Source organism: Burkholderia sp. Bp8984 (assembly GCF_003853755.1).
GTDB lineage: Bacteria > Pseudomonadota > Gammaproteobacteria > Burkholderiales > Burkholderiaceae > Burkholderia.
The window spans coordinates 1-16,970 of record NZ_QTQN01000066.1 but is presented as its reverse complement, the minus strand read 5'-3'; the positions used below and the strand labels follow the sequence as shown (position 1 = coordinate 16,970).

Genomic DNA, 16,970 nt, shown 5'->3' with positions numbered 1-16,970 from the left:
AGCCAGTCGAGGTGGCCCATGCGGTCGTCGGCACCGGTGGGCGGGGCAAAGGCGGATTGCTCGAGCGTCGTGCTCATCGTGAAAGGCCTGATTGTGGGTTTGTTTCCCGGAAGGTCCAGGCGCACGAAAAACGGGAAGTTTCCCGAATCGGGAAAAACGGCGCACGTTCCGGGAAAAAATATTGATCAATGCGTTGCAGGTTTCTCACGGGGACGATTGCAATGCTGTCGTGGGACCCTGCTGCGAATGCTACGCCATGCACCACCGGTCAGATCGGGGCGCCCGGCAAGGCGCTTGTGCGGTCCGAAAATGGATCCGCGTCGTCAGCGCCCGAAGGCTTTGCCCCAACCATCGTCCATCACCGTTTGCCCGGGTCTCCAGATGGGCTGTCGAGAAGTTGGCCGAAGCGTTCTATTCGTGGAAGATAGTAGCGTTCCGAATCGAGGGAAAATGCCACGCGCCGGGCGCGACCTCGGATTTCGTCACGCGAGAAAAAACCGTAGTAACGCGAATCCGCACTGTCGTCGCGGTTGTCGCCCAACATCAAGTACTCGCCGTTCGGCACGACCACGGGACCGAAGGTGCGTCTTGGGCTCGGCGAATACAACGACAGCCGAACAACATGGGAAGCATCGGCTCCCTGCTCGGACAAATAGCGTGCCGGCGAAGCCGCATCCCCGGACAACGGCGGGAAATTCAGCGGCAGATAATTCTGCCGCGTGCCGTTGACGAATAGAACATTGTCGCGCATCGCCACTTCGTCGCCCGGTAAGCCGATCACGCGTTTGACGATCAACTCGTTCGCCGCCTTCGAATCCACGGTGACGATGTCTCCGCGGCGCGGATCGCCAAGGCGCGCCACGACGATATGCGTGAGCGGGACACGAATGTCATACGCCATTTTGTCGACCAGAATCCGGTCCCCGATTCGTATCGTCGGCAGCATCGAGCCGCTCGGCACGACGTTCCAGTCCGCGATCGCACTACGGAACAGCACCATCAGCACGAGGAAGACCAGAAGGCTCCTGTATTCACGCCACACCTTGTAGAACATTTCGGCTCAAGCTCCTGAAAAATCGCTGAAAAATCGAAACCCGCAATCTGCCTCCCCACGCGAGAAAATGCCCGATCGGGAGGGTTGCACGTATGTCCGGCACCGACTTCATGCCGATGCGACCGCCATCGAATCGATATCGGCAAGGCTACGGCACAGCACCTGCGCAAGACATTCGACGTGAACACGCAACTCAGGCACCGCCGTCGCCTCCCAGAACTGCGCCCGCAGGAAGGGGCCGACGTAGTAGAGTCGGTTCGATCCGGCACCGCCACCGTCGAGCAGTGCATAGTCGTCGTTTATCGCGAAGCCGAGATCGAGCGCGTCACATGTCAATTGGCCGTCGTCCCGCAAGCTCGCCAATAGCGAAGCATCCAGCGCTTGCGCCCCCGCCGCCGGCCCGGTGCAATTGACCACCGTACCGACCTCCAGTTCCGTCGTGCTGCTTCCGCCGCGCAGGCCAATTGACACCCGGACTCCGTCCTCGGTATCGGTATGACCGCGCAATTTTCCGGCAAAGGTGCGCAGCGTCCCGCGATCGAGCGCATCTTGCATATGCGCATATACGCGCGGCGCACACCGATGCCGATGTCCCTCCCAGTATGGGCGGAGATGCCGCATAAAGCGTCGGCGCTCGTCGAAGGGCAACGCACGCCACAGTGTCGGTGTCGCCGTGCGCAAACCGTTGATCACGTCGCGCCAATCGCCTCCCGCCCGAGTGTGCCGGTCGACCGCGCGCAGTACCGATCTCAAATAGCGTCGTGTCGACGGACAGGTCAGCATGGCCTCTATCAACCTCGTGCTGTCGTATCGTGACGGCATTTCCAGCTCGCGATGCCCTTGCGGCAACAACCCCCGTCGCGAGACCGCACATATCTGTCCGCGATGCCCGAGTGCGCGTAGTTCGAGCATGACGTCGAGCATCGTCAGTCCGGTACCGATCAGGAGGACCGGCTTGTCCATCGCGATTCGCTCCATCGCATGGGGCGCCCAGGGATCTCGAACATATCGCGGATGCACGTGAAGTCCATCCTGGCCGGTTGCGGTCGACGGATGAGGCGGCGGGTGATTGCCGACGCACAGCACCACGCGGTCGGCATCGATCGTCGCGCCGTCGCGCATGACGACGCGCGCTCCGTCTGCGCAACGCTCGATCCGCACGACATCCGATACCACACTGCGGAACAGGCAGCCGACTGGAGCCTGCTCCACCGCGCCGTCGAGGAGGTCTTCGAGATAGTCGCCGTACAGCGCGCGCGGCAGAAAACTCCCGGGCGTCACGCCTGGGTCGCGCCCGCGCGCGTATCTGTAGAAATGCGCATCGTCGTCGGGCCATGCACTCATGCGCATGGCCGGTACATTGAGCAAATGTCGAGGTGTGCACGTCCCGTATGCGACACCGCGCCCCATCGACGCGGATCGGTCGATCAGTACAACCTGCAAAGGTGTGACCGGCGGCGAACGCAGCAACCGGGCCGCCAGCGTCGTACCGCAAAAGCCAGCCCCTACGATGACCACTGTTCTCATCTCGGCTCCCGTCATTGATAACTTGCGCGAAGCACGTGCGTCCTGAAGAAACGCTGCAGCCCCGCCATCGCCAGAAAGACCGCCGGCGTCAAGTAGAGCGTCAGCACGTATCCCCCGGTCAGGCCGCCGACAACGGCCACGCCGAGCGGACGCAGGAATTCGCTGCCGGCGCCGGACGACAGCACGAGCGGAATGCCCGCGCCGATCGCCGCAACGCTCGTCATCGTGATCGGGCGCAAGCGACGGACCGCTGCCTCCACCACTGCGTCGCTCGCCGGGAGCAACCGATCGCGTACGAGATCGATCGCCTCGTTGACGATCATGATCGAGTTCTTCATTGCGATGCCGGCAACGAGCAGGAACGCGATCAACGTCACCATGCTGAAATCCAGGCCGCCGATCGCAAGCGCCGCGAACGCACCCAATCCGGTGCCAGGGAGCACCGAAAGCACGGTCAGCGGATGAACGAGATCCTCGTAAAAAATGCCGAGGACGAGATATACCGCAAGCAGCGCCGCGATCAGCACGATGACCTGGTCGGCCTGCGATCGGGAGTACGCCCCTGCGACCCCGGCAAATCGCGTCGTGACCGTCTTCGGCAACACCAGCCCTTGCTTCGCGGCGTCGATGCGCGCGATCGCCTGCGACAACGACGTTCCCTTCGCGAGATTGAACGAGATGGTTGCGGCCACGCGATTACCGTCGTGATTGATAGTCTGCCAAGTCGTGCTGCGCCTGAATTGCGCGACGCTCTCGAGCGGTACCACCTTTCCGTTGGCGCCCGGCACATAGATCTCGCGCAACGAGGCAGGATCCGACCGATACCTCGGGTCCGCCTCGAGGATCAGGTGATACTGGTTTTCGGGGCGATACAGCACCGCGATCTGACGATCGCCAAAGGCGTCGTACAACGTGGCGTCGATCGATGCCGGCGTGATGTCGAAGCGACTCGCCGTCGACCGGTCCACGCTGACCAGCGCTTCCTGCGCCACGACGTCCAGATCCGACGTCACGTCGCGAAGCCCCGGCAAGGTCTGCATTTCGGTCATCAACTGGCGCGTGCCGATGGCGACGTCGTCAAGATTGTCGGCCAGCACGGTCATCTGGTATTGCGCGATCGCTTGCCGCGTTCCCACCGCGAAATCCTGCGCGGCAGTCAGGCTCGCCTGCACACCGGTGCCCGCATTCAGAAGCGCGCCCAGTCGAGCCGCGACGGCATCGGCGGACGGTCGGTGCGCCGCGTCGTTCAACAGCACGAACATGCTGGCGTCGCCAGTCGCGCTCGCGCCGGTAAAGATAATCACCCGACGCACGGCGGAGTCGGCCGAGATTCGGCGACCGAGATCCGTCAGCAAGGATTTCATCCGCGCGGTCGACGTATTGGTATTCAAGCGCACTGAGCCGATCAGCAGCCCCCGGTCCTGCCTCGGCAGGAAGGTTTTCGGATAAGTCGCAAACAATGCAACGTTGATCGCGATCAGCGCGGCAATGACGGCGCCGACTGTCTTCCGGTAGCGGCACGCCAGTTCGAGGGTGCGTCGATAGAAACGCTCGCCGGTCGAGTCCGAGCGGTGCGTGCCGTCACGCACCGCTCGACGCCCTCCGTCGAACTGTCGAGCGGAGAACGAGGTGATGACCGTCAGACTGACGAGTACCGAAATCAACATGCTTATCGCGAGCGTCCACGCGAACTCGTGAATCACGGCGCCGACCATTCCGCCCCAGAACAGGACGGGCGCGAGCAGACTGATCATCGACAACATCATCGCGAACAGCGCGGGCGTCATCTGGCGAACCGCGCGCGCCACGGCGAGCCGGACGCTCGCCCGCCCTTCCAGCTCTCTCGATATGCTATCCAGAACGACGATCGCGTCGTCGATCACGAACCCGCACGAGATGCTCAGCGCCATCAACGTCAACGTGTTGAGGCTGAACCCGAGCCACCGGATCACGACGAGGGTGGCCGACAACGCAACCGGGAGCGCAATCGACGCAATAAGCCCGGCCCGCCAGTCACGAAGAAATCCCATGACGACGACCGTGACGAGAATCGCGGATGCAAGCAACGACAGAGTCGACTCCCTGATCGAGCGCCGAATGGATTCGGTGAAATCCATGCTTGTCGCAAGCGTCACCGAGGCGGGCAGTGCCTTTCGCAACTCGGGCAGCAGATCGCGGACTTCGCTTCCCGCACGCATGATATTGCCGCCCGCTCGACGTCGAACGGTCAGGACCACACCGGGGCGGTCGCCCACCAGTCCGAACGCCTGCGAGTTCTCGCCGCTTCGAATCACGGCGCCGACGTCGCCGACCCGGACGGGTGCGCTATCGCGATACTTGAGAATCACGTCGCGATAGTCGGGTATCCCATACAACGCCGAATTGGACAATAGCTGCCGCTCCGCGGAGCCGAACGTCAGCGCGCCGATCGGTCGAAACGAATTGGTGGCCGTCAGCTGTCTGCGCGCTTCCTCGAAGGTCAACCCGTAAGCCGCCATTCGGGCCGGGCTTAGCTGAACCCGGACAGCAGGAAGCGATGCGCCGCTCACATCGACCGACCCAACATCGCTCAATTGCGATATTTCATTGACCAGGCGTGTCGTGGCGAGATCGTAGAGATCCGGCGGTGACAGCGTATCCGACGTAAGCGTCAGCAACATCACTGGCGGCTCGGCGGAATTGATCGCCTTGTAACTCGGATTCGACGGGAGATTGGCGGGCAGCAATCGACGTGCGGCGGCGATCGCCGCCTCGACGTCGCGCGCCGCGCCGTGCTGGTCGCGGGACGGATCGAATTGCAGCGAGATGCGCGTCGATCCGGTCGTGCTGATCGAGGTCATTTCCGTCACGCCGGAAATGATGCCGAGCGTACGCTCCAGCGGTGTTGCCACGGTCGTCGCGATGCTGTCGGCATTCCCACCGGGCAGGATCGCCGAAACCAGGATCGTCGGCAGCGCGATTTCGGGCAACGGCGACAGCGGCATGCCGCCGCCGGCGATCAGCGCGCCGAGCAACGGTCCCAACGCGAGCAACGTCCAGGCAACGGGACGTCGCGTCACCATCCTCAGATAGCCGGCAAATATCCGCATCGCAGGCTTCCGGTCACGCAGCTGGCGCTTCCGCGAGCGACCGGGCCAACCGGTCGTCCGCCGCACGGACGGCAATTCGCGCCAACGCGCTCAGTTCCCGCAGGATGAAGAAATGATCGCCCTCGAACATCCGGCTGTCGAAACGCGTCGTGCAGGCGCGCCACGCGTCGATTTCACGCCACTGAACCAGTGCGTCGTCCACCCCTCCCAGCGCGATCAGCGGTATTTTCAGCGGTGCCCTGTCGGAAGGCGCATACCGTTCGAACAACGAAATGTCGTGACGAAATCGTTCGACCGCGAAGTCGAGCAGTTCCCGGTGATCGAGAACCGCCTGCGGCAGCCCGCCAAGGCCGCGCAGATGATCGACGAGGCGATCGTGATCCCAAGCCGACATCCGGTCGATCGACCGCTCGCAATGGGGCGCTCGCGCACCTGACACGATGATCGCATCGAGTGCGCCGTCACACCCTGCTTCGACGCGGCAAGCCGTTTCGTATGCAAACAACGCGCCGAGACTGTGGCCCCATGCGACCGTCGGCATGCGCGGCAGCGCAGTCACGGCCGCGGCGATCGCCGCGGCGCTGTCGACGAGGGTGTGTGCGACGCCGCCAAGATTGCGCCCGCTGCCCGGTAGCGACACGGCCCACACCTCCGTATCGACCGGCAAGCATTCGGCGATTTGCATTGCCGGCGCCTCGTCGCCGCCCGCATACGGAAAAAATATCAGGCGCCGGCTTGTCTTCCCGCAGCCCCCCGCCACCCGGCGCAGCCATCGATGGCCTGCCGTCGCCCCCATGGCGGCCGGCGATCCGTTGCGTTCCTGCGATTCATATCGCGCCGGGCCCGTCATCGCTGCTCCACGTGCATTGCAACGTCCGACGGACTCGACAGGACGATACCGTGTGCCGTCAGTTCGAGTATGCGCGCGCGGGTCGCGGCGACCAGTTCGGCGTCGTGGGTCGACATCAGCACGACCGACGTCGGCGCCGCGGCCGCGATCATCCGGAACAGCTCCGCATGTGCGGCGGCATCGAGTGCATTGCTCGGTTCGTCGAGCAGGACCACGGCCGGCGGCCCCATGAACGCACCGACCAGAAATACCTTGCGTCGCGTTCCCTGCGACAGCGCGCCAAGCGGTTCGTCGGCGTACCGGGTCAATCCCAGGCGGTTGGCCGTCACCAGCCCCTGCTCGAGATTCGCCCCCCGCGCATCGGCGATCAGCCGCCATACCGACGAAGGCGTCACGAAATCGTAGAATTCCTCACTGTCCGGCATGTAGCCGATGCAGGCCTTGGCCTTGTCCGCGGCACGGTCGATCGCGTGACCGCTCACTTCGACGACACCCGCGTCAGGCCGAACCACGCCTGCCAGCAATTTCAGCAACGTCGATTTGCCGCTGCCGTTCTTGCCTCTCAGCGCATAGACTCCTGCCTGCAGTTCCAATTCGACGTCGCTGAAGATCGTCCGTCCGGCATATCGCTTGCCCAGCCCCGCTACTCTCAAGATGCTCATGTCGTTTTCCATCTATTTCAGCATGCCGTAGCAAGCGATGGCACAGCCCGCCGTCAGAAACATGTCGACGATTCGAGACGCCCTCGCGCCCCACCAGCGACATGCAGCCAATGCGGTGGCGAGGCCGGCATAACACGCAAAGACGATGGCGTAGCGACGGCCTTCGTCGGTTGCAATTGCGAACGGCACGCAAATCGCCAGCACATACGCACTCGACAGCCCCACGATGCTCATCGCCGCCGCCCGATTGAAGCGCGCAATCGCGCGTGGCAAGCTGCCCAGCCAGCTGGTCAGCCGGCCCGATTCGTCTCGCATCCACCCGTGCAGGATCGCGATCTGGTACAGCGCGAACGGCAGCACCACGTTCACGATGCCCCAATGTCGCGACAGATAGTCGGGCATCGAGACGATCCATCCGCAGATCATGGCCAGCACGGCCAGCATCAAGCCGCCCAGCCGCAGCGAATGGCCGTAGACGTTCACCATTACCGCACGAACGAGTTCGAACGGACTCCCGCCGCGGAGCAACGTCGCTCCGTGCTGTTCGCGCTCGACGAACGCGTCTAGTCGCGCGCGCCACAGCGCGACAACGCCGCACGCCAGGGCAAGTGCCGCGCAGGCCGTCCCTGCGCCGCCGAAGCGAAGTGCGATCCACAACGATGCGTTGGCCGCGAACACCGCCGCCAACGCCGCGCGCGAACGTGCGAGCAGCGCGAGCGGCGCGCCCGTCCAGACGAGCGCAAGCGTCGCGACGACCAGCGCAAAGGTTGGGCCGGTCACGATGTCGCGCGCGCCCAGCACGTGTCGCGCAATCGCCGCGGCAAGCATGATCCAGAACGGCCACAGGGCAGCGCCCGTCACGATGAAATCGGCCGCACGATGCGCGACGATCCCGCCCGGCAAACTCGCGCTCCAGCGGCGCGCGGCGCCACCGAACACCGTATCGCCCTGCACGGCCACCGACGCGGCGGCCAGCATCGACAAGGTCGTCAGCACCGACGCCACGCCGAGTCCGGTTGCGTTTTCGGCCAACAACACTTTCATCGGCATGCCGAGCAGGTCGAGTTGCGCATTCAACGGCAGTCCGAACACGAAGATGCCGATGATGATCGCCAGCGTCTTCGCATGACGCGCGACAGCCTGCGCGACCGCACGCGAATAGGCCTTCATGCGCCAGACGATCAACGTCCTCGACGCCCGCTCGTTCGCGGCCGGCAAGCCGACCTGCCCGGCGCCGCTCACGCGCCCCCCTCGCCTACCATCGCCTGGCGCACGCTCAGCGGACGCATGTCGGTCCAGACGCCGCGGATGTAGTCGAGACATTGTTCCCGCGTGCCGCCGAATTCGGCCTTTTTCCAGCCGGACGGGATCTCCCTGGAAGTCGGCCAGATCGAATACTGCCCCTCGTGATTCGCCACGACCTCGTAGCGCTGGCTTTCGATTTCATTCATGCTTCGTTTCTCCTTTTTTCTCTCAGAAAACTGCTCTCGTTTTTTCAACGAAGATTATTTCACGCCTGAACGGCAGATGTGCGGCCTGGATGCGTATCGCGCGCGCTTTCTCCGCTCTTTTCAAGATCGGACAACCATAATCTCAGGTTCAGGCATTTCCATAATGCGCGCGCATAATTGCCGCGCGATGTCATATGGCGCTCGAAAATGTCGCGCATTTCCTTTAGCTTGAAAAAGCCGCTGTGTCGCAACACATCGCTTTCAAGTGCTTCATTGAATATCTCTCGCAGCGCGGGTTGCCTAAACCAGTTGTCCTCGGGGGTGCCGAAGCCGATCTTGTCCCGTCGTTCCAGAATCGAATCCGGAACCAGGCCGCGCATCGCCTCGCGCAAGATATGTTTCGTGAAACCATGCCGGATCACCTGGTGGCCAGGCAACGACAGCGTGGCCTCGACCAGTGTGTGATCGAGGAACGGCACGCGCGATTCGATCGAGAATTGCATCGAATTGTGATCAGTCCACTTCAACAGGTGCTGCAACTTGTGCGTCGTCATCGTGATCAATGCGGTTCGCAGGTCGCCGCCGGCGTAGAACAGATCAGGCACCGTACTGTCCTTGCTGTAACCGTCGGCCAGCTCGGCGCTGACGAATGCGCATCGTCTTGTCGTCAGGCGGCTGAGCAGGTCGCGGGGCAGCGACAGCAGGAGCGCCGTCTGCCACCCGGTCGCGCCGCTGCGATGACGCAGCAGCGCCTGCAATTCGACGGCGAGCCGACCGAGGTGGCCGCTGCGGATCAGCGATCGGTAATGGAAGCCGGGGAGATTCGGATATCCGGCCAGAATTTCGTCCGCGCCTTGCCCGTCGAGCATCACCTTGACGTGCCGCGATGCCAGTTCCATCACCTTGAACTGCGCATACGGGCCGGTGCGCACCGCCGGTTCGCCGATCGCTCGCGTGAAACGCCGCAGGTCGTCATGCAGCGAAGCAGCGTCGGGAATCACACGATGCGAGCGGCTGCCGAGCGCCGTGAACGCATCGATATGCTCCGATTCGTCGCCGACCTGTCCCCGTCCATAGACCGCCGAAAATGTATCGATTCGGTCACGCGCCGCCGGGCCACACAACAGTGCCGCGGTGATCGAACTCGAATCGATTCCGCCACTCAACGAGACGCCAATCGGCACTTCGGAGACCGCATGCTCGCGCACGGTGCGGAAGAACAGGTCGCGATACTCGTCGACGCGCATCCCGGCGGTGGGCTCGATGCGATCCTGCACCCGATACCAGCACCGCAACGTAAGCATGTCGCCGTCGATGCGCATCCAGTGTCCCGCCGGCAGTCTCACCACGCCTTCGTAGAAGGTCTGATCGGCGTGGTCGATCCGGTCGTGCACGAGGTAGTCGAAAACCATCTGGCGATTCGGTGCCCGGTGCTCGAGAAACGGTAGCAGGCCACGAATCTCCGACGAGAACAGCAGTCGCTCCCGCTCGACCGCGTAGTAGAGCGGCTTGATCCCGAAGCGGTCCCGCGCCAGATATGTGACCCGACTCACCGCATCGTGGATCGCAAACGCAAACATCCCGTGCAGGCGTTCGAGGCAAGCGATGCCCCAAACCGAAAACGCGTGAAGCAGCACCTCCGAATCGCAATGCGAGCGAAAAATCGCGCCTCGCGCGATCAACTCGGCGCGCAGCGCCCGGTGATTGTATATTTCGCCGTTATAGACGAGCGTATAGCGGCGATCCGCGCTCGTCATCGGTTGATGTCCCGCATCGCTCAGATCGACGATGCTGAGCCGGCGAAAGCCGAAGCCCGTACTCCCCCCGGTGTATATGCCGCCGTCGTCCGGACCGCGATGCACCAGCGCCGTCGTCATCGAATGCAATACCCGCTCGTCGACCGGCTGCCCGCGAAGCGACACAATTCCGCAAATTCCACACATACGGCGCTCTCACGAAAGACGTCGATTAGCCCAGGGAAACGCACCACTGCTGGTCTCGATGCCGAGAAACCGGCATAACGGGGCCCAGCCCTCGCCGTTGCAAATGTCGACGACAAGCAAATTGTCGCGGCCGCGAAAATGCGCCTGCACCTGCTCGACGTGCTGCAGATAGGCCGAACGGAACATGGCGGGATCGAAATCGACGGTCCCGTAGATACGCTGACGCAGCAAGCGGATCTTGTTGGCACCGCCTTTCGCGGGCTCATCGTCCATTGAGGCGAAATGCGCCGCGCATGAGCGCAGCCATGCATCGATGTCGCGAACCGTCAGGATGAAGCGCGCGTCCGGATAGCGGGCGTCGAGCTCCCGAAAGAACGCGCTCGCGACGGTATCGGTGATCGCCTCATAGTGCCGCACGGCATCGAGGTCGAGCGTCAGGTTGCCGCCGGCAACACCCAGCAGATGCGTCGGAAAATGCTCGCTCCGATAGCCGAGATGCCGCAATGCCTGGTGCATGCTCTTCGTGCCGGTTCGCGACAGCCCGATGCCGAATACTCGCTGCTTGCGGGTGCGACTGAGCGCGTAGCGCATCTGTCGAAGCGCCTTCCACGCCGAAATCACGTCGTGGTTCAAGCCGAATCGTCTCGTCATGCCATTTCCCTCGATACATCCTTCTGCGTTCGATCGACGACCGGCACCCGGGCCGGTTCGATCGCACGTGCATAAATTTCACGCAGTTGCTCGCGCACCGCGCGCGCGCCGAAGCGCTTCAATTCACCGGCACTTTGCAGATTCCGGATCGCGATCCTGCGGTCGGCATGGCAACGCTCCATCTCGACGAAGGCGTTCGCCAGCGCACGTGTCGAGCGGTTGCATGCCGCCACTCCGATGGTGTCGGCCGGAAACACGCCGTCGATGCCGGTGCCCGCCATGTGCACGACCGGAATGCCCGCCTTCAGCGCCTCGACGTAGACGAGCCCGAACGTCTCGGGCTTGCTGCACAGAAACAGCGCCTTGTAATCGCTCAATGTGTCGATCATTTCCGCGTTTGAGATCTTCCCCTTCAGAATCACCGCGTGCTGCAGCCGGTATCGCTCGATCCAGCGCCGGATGCGGTCGATGCCGTCGCCGTCACCGTAGATATCCAGCTCGATCGAGCGCCCCGCGCGACGCAACATGGCAATCGCACGCAGCGTCACGGCGACGGATTTGCGCGCGAGCTGGCTGCGATGCGGCACGATCGGCATCACATACCGGCCGTTGTGCACCGGCTTCCAGCGCTCCGGTCCCTCGACGATGTTGTAGACGCATACCGTCTTCGCCGCGCGCTCGGCCGTCCAGTCGTTGCCGAAGGCTCGCTGGAGCGCACCCGCCATCCACGGTGCGATCAGGATCAGACGTTCTGCGGCGTCGACGATCTCCAGGTAGCGGCGCTTCATGTACGGTTTGAAGCGAAACAAGATGAAATCCGTCGAACGCACCGACGCGACGAAACGCACACCAAAGCGCTTTTTGATATCCAGCGCCAGCTCGCCTTCCATCGCCAGCATGTGCGCATGAACGAGATCGAATTCATGCAGATCGCGCACGGCTTCGCGCAGCAATGCCGAGCATCTCGTCAGGAACCGCCGCATACCGTATGGAAACGCCGCAAGCCGCTCGCAGATCACGACGTGTCCGGCACCGTGCCGCACCCTGATCCCGTCGTCCGGCAAGAACATGTGCAGGCTGACCCGACGGTTCTTCGCAAATCCGTCCGCGCAGTCGATCAGGCGCTTGACCGCATGCGTTGTCACCGGTTCGATTTCGTCCGGATAAAAGAAGCTGAGGTGGAGCGCTTTCACTCGGCACGTCCTCGGGCCGGCATGCCGCGCTCGGCGGGCGATAGCGAAGCACACAGTCGATACAACGTACCCAGAAACAGGAAATTCGACGCAAGCATCAGATAGAACTTCCGGTAGATCCAGGCTGAGTAGCGGTGATCCAGTACGTCGAGAATCAAATGAAGGCGGTTGTCCTCGGATGCATTGGTCGCGCTGTGCACTTCGAGATTCTGGAACAGGTAGACTTTGCCGCGCTCCATGTGGAAGTCGACACCGGCTGAATGCATCGTCGCCCCCGCCGTCGTCCTGAGCGGCACATGGATCCGGTTATGAAACTTGTAATAGCCGCCGACGTCACGATGCGGCTTGATCTGCTTGCCCGGCGGCAGACAGGCAACCACGATCTTGCCCGGTACGCTGCCGTAGCCGAGCGTCAGGACTTGCTGGACAATCGCCTCGAGAGCGGGAAAGCGCTCACGCATTTCCGTATCACGATGGTTGTAATCACGCAGGATCAGCGAGCGTCCCTGTTTGAGCTTGCGATGCCTGTCGCGTTTCACGGCAGGCCACGATGCAGGCTCGCCGATCTCGGCCAACGCCGCTTGCAAGCGCGTATCCGACATCGCACCGATGACGTTGACGAGCGGGCCGACCGCCTTGGGCGAGCGCCCGAGCAGTTTCATCACGGAAAGCATGGGTTCCTCATTTGACTTTTTTGAACGGATCTGTCCGACGTCAATGCGCGCTCGCCATCGCGCTCCGCGCCCCCATCCGCCCCTCGATACGGATGACCTGATCAGCGACGTCGAAATACATGTCGTCATGCGTGATCGCGATGACGGTCTTGCCGGCACGCCGCAGGCGATGAAGCACGTGGTGGTAAAAGTACGCCCGGAATTCCGGGTCCTGATCCGCGGCCCATTCGTCGAAGAAGTAGATCGGACGATCCTCGACCAGTGCCAGCAGAAGCGCGAAGCGGCGACGCTGGCCATCCGACAGGCCGCGCAGCGTCTGGTACGAACGGTCCTCCAGTAGCACCTCCGGCAGACGGAATTCACGGATCAATTGCATCTGTTGCTGCGAGAGGGCCTCGTTTGGAAGCGAGCTGCCGAACAGATGGAAATCGCTGTAGATCGCCGAGAACATCTGACGATAGTCGTCGAGCCCGACCATGGACGTGCAGCAACCATCGAGACGGATATGGCCTCGCGTCGGCGGATACAGACCGGTCAGAAGCTTGCCGACGGTCGACTTGCCGGCGCCGTTCGCGCCGACGACAAACGTTATTTCGCCGCGCCGAATCGCGAACGACACAGGTCCGAAAGTCGCGCCGGGCCGTTCCGCGGACGCCGCGAAATCGTACTCGACGGAATCGAACGCCAACTCGGCCCAGTCCTGAAGCAAGGTTGCATGCGCGGGTGCGCACCGCGTATTGCCAGCCGGCGCGTGTGCCGGCGCCTCGTCACACGACATCGAGTCGTCGGTTTCCCCTGCATCGCGCAGAAATGCGCGGGCTGCCGCAATGCGCCGCGCCGCCGCCGCCGCGATCCCGTACGACGGAAGATTGGTCACGATCCGGTTGATCGGACCGGAAAGGTAGAGCAATACGATCACCAGTTGCGCGGAGGCCTGCGCCTCGCCGCCCATCGACGAACGCGACAGCATGATCGCCGCGCCGATCAACAGGAAGAACGTGGCGGTTCCGGTCGCGCCCGCCATCATGCCCTTGCGTCGCGCGGCGACGCTCTCGTCCCGATATCGCCGACTCAACGCTTGCAGGCGCGGCCAGAAGTCCAGGAGCCTGCGGCGCCGGTCGAGCTTCAACTCTTTCGCGCCGTCGAGCATGTCCGTCACCATGTCGGACAATTCCGTATACGAGTCCCTCGAGCGTTTCAGCAGTGCGGGCATCTCCGCAGTCTCGGCCCGGTACAGCGCGAACGTGGCGTACATGCCGACCGTCAGCGCGAGTAGTTGCCACAGGCTCACCCAGGCGAGATAGCAAATGCACAGGAGCACGGTCGCCGTCGACACGAACAGCGATACCAGGGTCGGCCAGAACTGCGCGACGATCAGCGCGTCCTGCGTCACCAACGCACGGATTTCGGAGCTGTTCAGGCGTTCGAATTCCGCAAAACGGATCCGCTGCAGGTGAGCAAGCAAGTCCAGCCGAACCGCGCTCTGCGCGGATTCGGACTGGCTTGCGAGCACTGCGGCAAGCAAGCGTTGCGCGACCGCAAACACGATCACCGTCCCCGTGAACAGGGCGGCACTCGTCGCAAGATCGACATGGTCCATGCGATTGACGGTGCCGACCATATAGAGAAGCACCGCATTCAGGACCGCGGTCGAGATCGCGAGTCCGCCGGTCTTCGCGATCGCCTGCGAGTCGAGTTGCAATGCGTGAAGAATCGCCCTCATGCCGTCGCTCCCTGCTCTGCCCGTTCAACAGTCCCGCGAAGCGACGCGGCTGCCGCGCCGATTCCGTCGGCGATCGCCATCGCCGCAGGCAGTTCCAGCAGCGAATAGTGATCCCCGTCGAGTTCGCAAATGGTCAGCTCGTTGCAGTCGATGTTCCGCCAAAACGGGGCTTCGCCCCGGAGGACGCTCGTATCCCTTGCGAGATACACGGTTGTCGCGGTTGCGTATCGGGACGGCCGATAGGCGTCGAGCAAGCGGACGTGCGACGCATAGACGCGATGCAAGCGGCCGAGCCATTCGACGGGTGCATCGGGTGCAAAAATATCCGCCGCGATGACATCCGCCCAGTCTTTGCACGGTGCACCCTGCGCCGCCAGCGCGGCGACGCGGTCGCGATCGACCACGACGCCGCCCGTTCGCGCAAGATCGCCGATGAACGCGCGCAAATCCTGCGACGCGTCGACGGACGGCCGAGCGGAGGTGGGATCGATCAACGTGAGGCCCGACACCGCATAGACGCCGGTTGCCCGCGCCGACGCAGCCATTTCGAGCGCGATCAGTCCGCCAAGCGACCACCCCACCAGTGCGACGGGTTGGTCGCCGAACTGTCGGGCGATTTCATCGTTGTACGAAACCGCAAGCGCTTGCAGACTGTCCGGTGGCGCCGCATCGGAAAAGAGCAGCGGCGATTGCAGTTGATACACGGAAAAGTTTGACGACAATCGCGCGGCGAGTTCACGGTACGGCCGACACGACCCGCTCGCGGCATGAATCAGCACGACTGGCATGCCGTTGCCGCCGAGATGACGCAGCAGAACGGGCGCGGTGCGGTGACTTGCATCGCCGGCGATGAACTCGGCCAATTCGGCGACATCCTGTGCGCGATAGACGTCGGCAAGCGCCACCTCAACACCTAGATGTCGCGTCAACGCGCTGGCAACCCGCACTGCCGACAGTGAATCGAGCCCGTGCGCGGCAAGATCCGTCGTCGCGGTCATCCCGCCGCAACTCAGGACGTTCCGGATAATCGCGAGCAAGGTTTCTTCAAACGGCGTCGCCTCTCGTTCTGAATCGGATCGCTCGAGAAGCGGCGACGGCAATGCTCGACGGTCGACCTTGCCGCTCGTGTTCAGCGGCAGCGACGTCAGGGCCACGAACACCGACGGCACCATGTAGCCCGGCAGCAACTCGCGCAGCCCCGCCTTTAGTTCGCCCGACGACGGCAGCGACGCGCCCGCCACATAACCGATCAGCCGCGCACCACCCGAATGTGTCGCGTCCGCCACCACGACTGCCTCGTCGACGCCCGGTTGCGAACGCAACGCCGCCTCGATTTCGCCCAGCTCGATTCGGAACCCGCGGATCTTCACCTGATGATCCGTCCGGCCCAGATACTCGATCTCGCCGTCACCGGTGTAGCGCGCCAGATCCCCGGTGCGATACATTCGCGCCCCTTCCTCCGCCGCGTACGGGTCCGGCACGAAGCGCTCCGCCGTCAGGTCCGGGCGATTCACGTAGCCACGCCCCACCCCTGCGCCGCCCAGGTACAGCTCGCCCGGCACCCCTACCGGCACCGCGTTCAGCGCCTCGTCCAGAATGTAGGTTCGCGTGTTCCGGATCGGCTTGCCGATCGTCACGCGCATTCCAGCCGACAGCGGTGCACTGATGGTCGCGCAGACCGTCGCTTCGGTCGGACCGTAAGCGTTCAGGAAACGACATCGGCTCGCATATTGATCGGCGATCCGCTCGGGCAACGCCTCGCCGACAGACACGACCGTCTTCAAACTGGCGGGCACCGCAGCGAGCGTTGCCAGCAGAGACGGCGTCACCGTCACAACGCTGATCCGATCAGCGGCTATCAGCTCGCCGAACCGTTCGACATTTGCGCGGCCGTCGGCCGGAGGCAATACCAGTGTCGCGCCGGCACACAACGTGATCGCCATTTCGGAGACCGCCGCATCGAACGCAGGCGATGCAAACTGGCCGACCCTGCTGGTCCGGTCAATCGCGAAGTGATCGATTTGCGCAGCAACGAGGTTGTCGAGCCCGCGATGCGCAAGCGCAACGCCCTTCGGTCGGCCGGTCGAGCCCGACGTGTAGATCACGTACGCCAGGTTGTCCGGCATCGCATCGCTCGTCACGTCGGCCAGCGC

The 16,970-nt window shown here is 63.2% G+C and carries 14 protein-coding genes; 1 reads left to right on the top strand and 13 read right to left on the bottom strand.

Annotated features, from left to right (window positions below):
- A partial coding sequence (locus DID98_RS36110) for a hypothetical protein (protein ID WP_221622546.1) occupies nucleotides 1-185 on the top strand: 185 nt, incomplete at its 5' end.
- A gap of 173 nt (nucleotides 186-358) precedes the next feature.
- Here the strand turns inward: DID98_RS36110 and lepB are convergent.
- The 13 genes from lepB to DID98_RS34885 form a co-directional block, all read right to left on the bottom strand.
- Nucleotides 359-1,054 (bottom strand): signal peptidase I, encoded by a 696-nt coding sequence (lepB, locus tag DID98_RS34945; protein WP_124572211.1) that lies wholly within the window; start codon nucleotides 1,052-1,054, stop codon nucleotides 359-361.
- Between the two features lie 108 nt (nucleotides 1,055-1,162).
- Nucleotides 1,163-2,581 carry an FAD/NAD(P)-binding protein gene (locus tag DID98_RS34940; protein ID WP_124572210.1) on the bottom strand — a complete coding sequence of 473 codons (1,419 nt, stop codon included), beginning with the start codon at nucleotides 2,579-2,581 and terminating at the stop codon, nucleotides 1,163-1,165.
- An 11-nt stretch (nucleotides 2,582-2,592) separates the two neighbouring features.
- Nucleotides 2,593-5,670, bottom strand: a complete 3,078-nt coding sequence (locus DID98_RS34935; protein ID WP_124572209.1) for an efflux RND transporter permease subunit — start codon at nucleotides 5,668-5,670, stop codon at nucleotides 2,593-2,595.
- Nucleotides 5,671-5,683: 13 nt separating this feature from the next.
- Nucleotides 5,684-6,466 carry a thioesterase II family protein gene (locus tag DID98_RS34930; RefSeq protein WP_260428141.1) on the bottom strand — a complete coding sequence of 261 codons (783 nt, stop codon included), beginning with the start codon at nucleotides 6,464-6,466 and terminating at the stop codon, nucleotides 5,684-5,686.
- Nucleotides 6,467-6,516: 50 nt separating this feature from the next.
- Nucleotides 6,517-7,194: an ABC transporter ATP-binding protein gene (locus tag DID98_RS34925; RefSeq protein ID WP_124572207.1), complete on the bottom strand. Its 678-nt coding sequence runs from the start codon at nucleotides 7,192-7,194 to the stop codon at nucleotides 6,517-6,519.
- A complete protein-coding gene (locus DID98_RS34920; RefSeq protein WP_185640932.1) occupies nucleotides 7,195-8,400 on the bottom strand; it encodes a hypothetical protein in 1,206 nt (401 codons plus the stop codon).
- Nucleotides 8,401-8,420: 20 nt separating this feature from the next.
- Nucleotides 8,421-8,633 carry an MbtH family NRPS accessory protein gene (locus DID98_RS34915; RefSeq protein WP_124572205.1) on the bottom strand — a complete coding sequence of 71 codons (213 nt, stop codon included), beginning with the start codon at nucleotides 8,631-8,633 and terminating at the stop codon, nucleotides 8,421-8,423.
- Nucleotides 8,634-8,692: 59 nt separating this feature from the next.
- Nucleotides 8,693-10,576 (bottom strand): asparagine synthase (glutamine-hydrolyzing), encoded by a 1,884-nt coding sequence (gene asnB, locus DID98_RS34910; protein ID WP_124572204.1) that lies wholly within the window; start codon nucleotides 10,574-10,576, stop codon nucleotides 8,693-8,695.
- Nucleotides 10,577-10,585: 9 nt separating this feature from the next.
- Nucleotides 10,586-11,209: a sulfotransferase family protein gene (locus tag DID98_RS34905; protein ID WP_124572203.1), complete on the bottom strand. Its 624-nt coding sequence runs from the start codon at nucleotides 11,207-11,209 to the stop codon at nucleotides 10,586-10,588.
- Nucleotides 11,210-11,223: 14 nt separating this feature from the next.
- Entirely contained in the window at nucleotides 11,224-12,420 is a 1,197-nt protein-coding gene (locus tag DID98_RS34900; protein ID WP_124572202.1) for a glycosyltransferase family 4 protein, read from the bottom strand.
- A complete protein-coding gene (locus tag DID98_RS34895) occupies nucleotides 12,417-13,094 on the bottom strand; it encodes an aspartyl/asparaginyl beta-hydroxylase domain-containing protein (RefSeq protein WP_185640930.1) in 678 nt (225 codons plus the stop codon). Before DID98_RS34895 ends, DID98_RS34900 begins: the two co-directional genes overlap by 4 nt.
- Before the next feature lie 40 nt (nucleotides 13,095-13,134).
- Nucleotides 13,135-14,817 carry a cyclic peptide export ABC transporter gene (locus DID98_RS34890; RefSeq protein WP_124572200.1) on the bottom strand — a complete coding sequence of 561 codons (1,683 nt, stop codon included), beginning with the start codon at nucleotides 14,815-14,817 and terminating at the stop codon, nucleotides 13,135-13,137.
- A partial coding sequence (locus DID98_RS34885; protein WP_124572199.1) for an amino acid adenylation domain-containing protein occupies nucleotides 14,814-16,970 on the bottom strand: 2,157 nt, incomplete at its 5' end. The genes DID98_RS34890 and DID98_RS34885, both read right to left, overlap by 4 nt.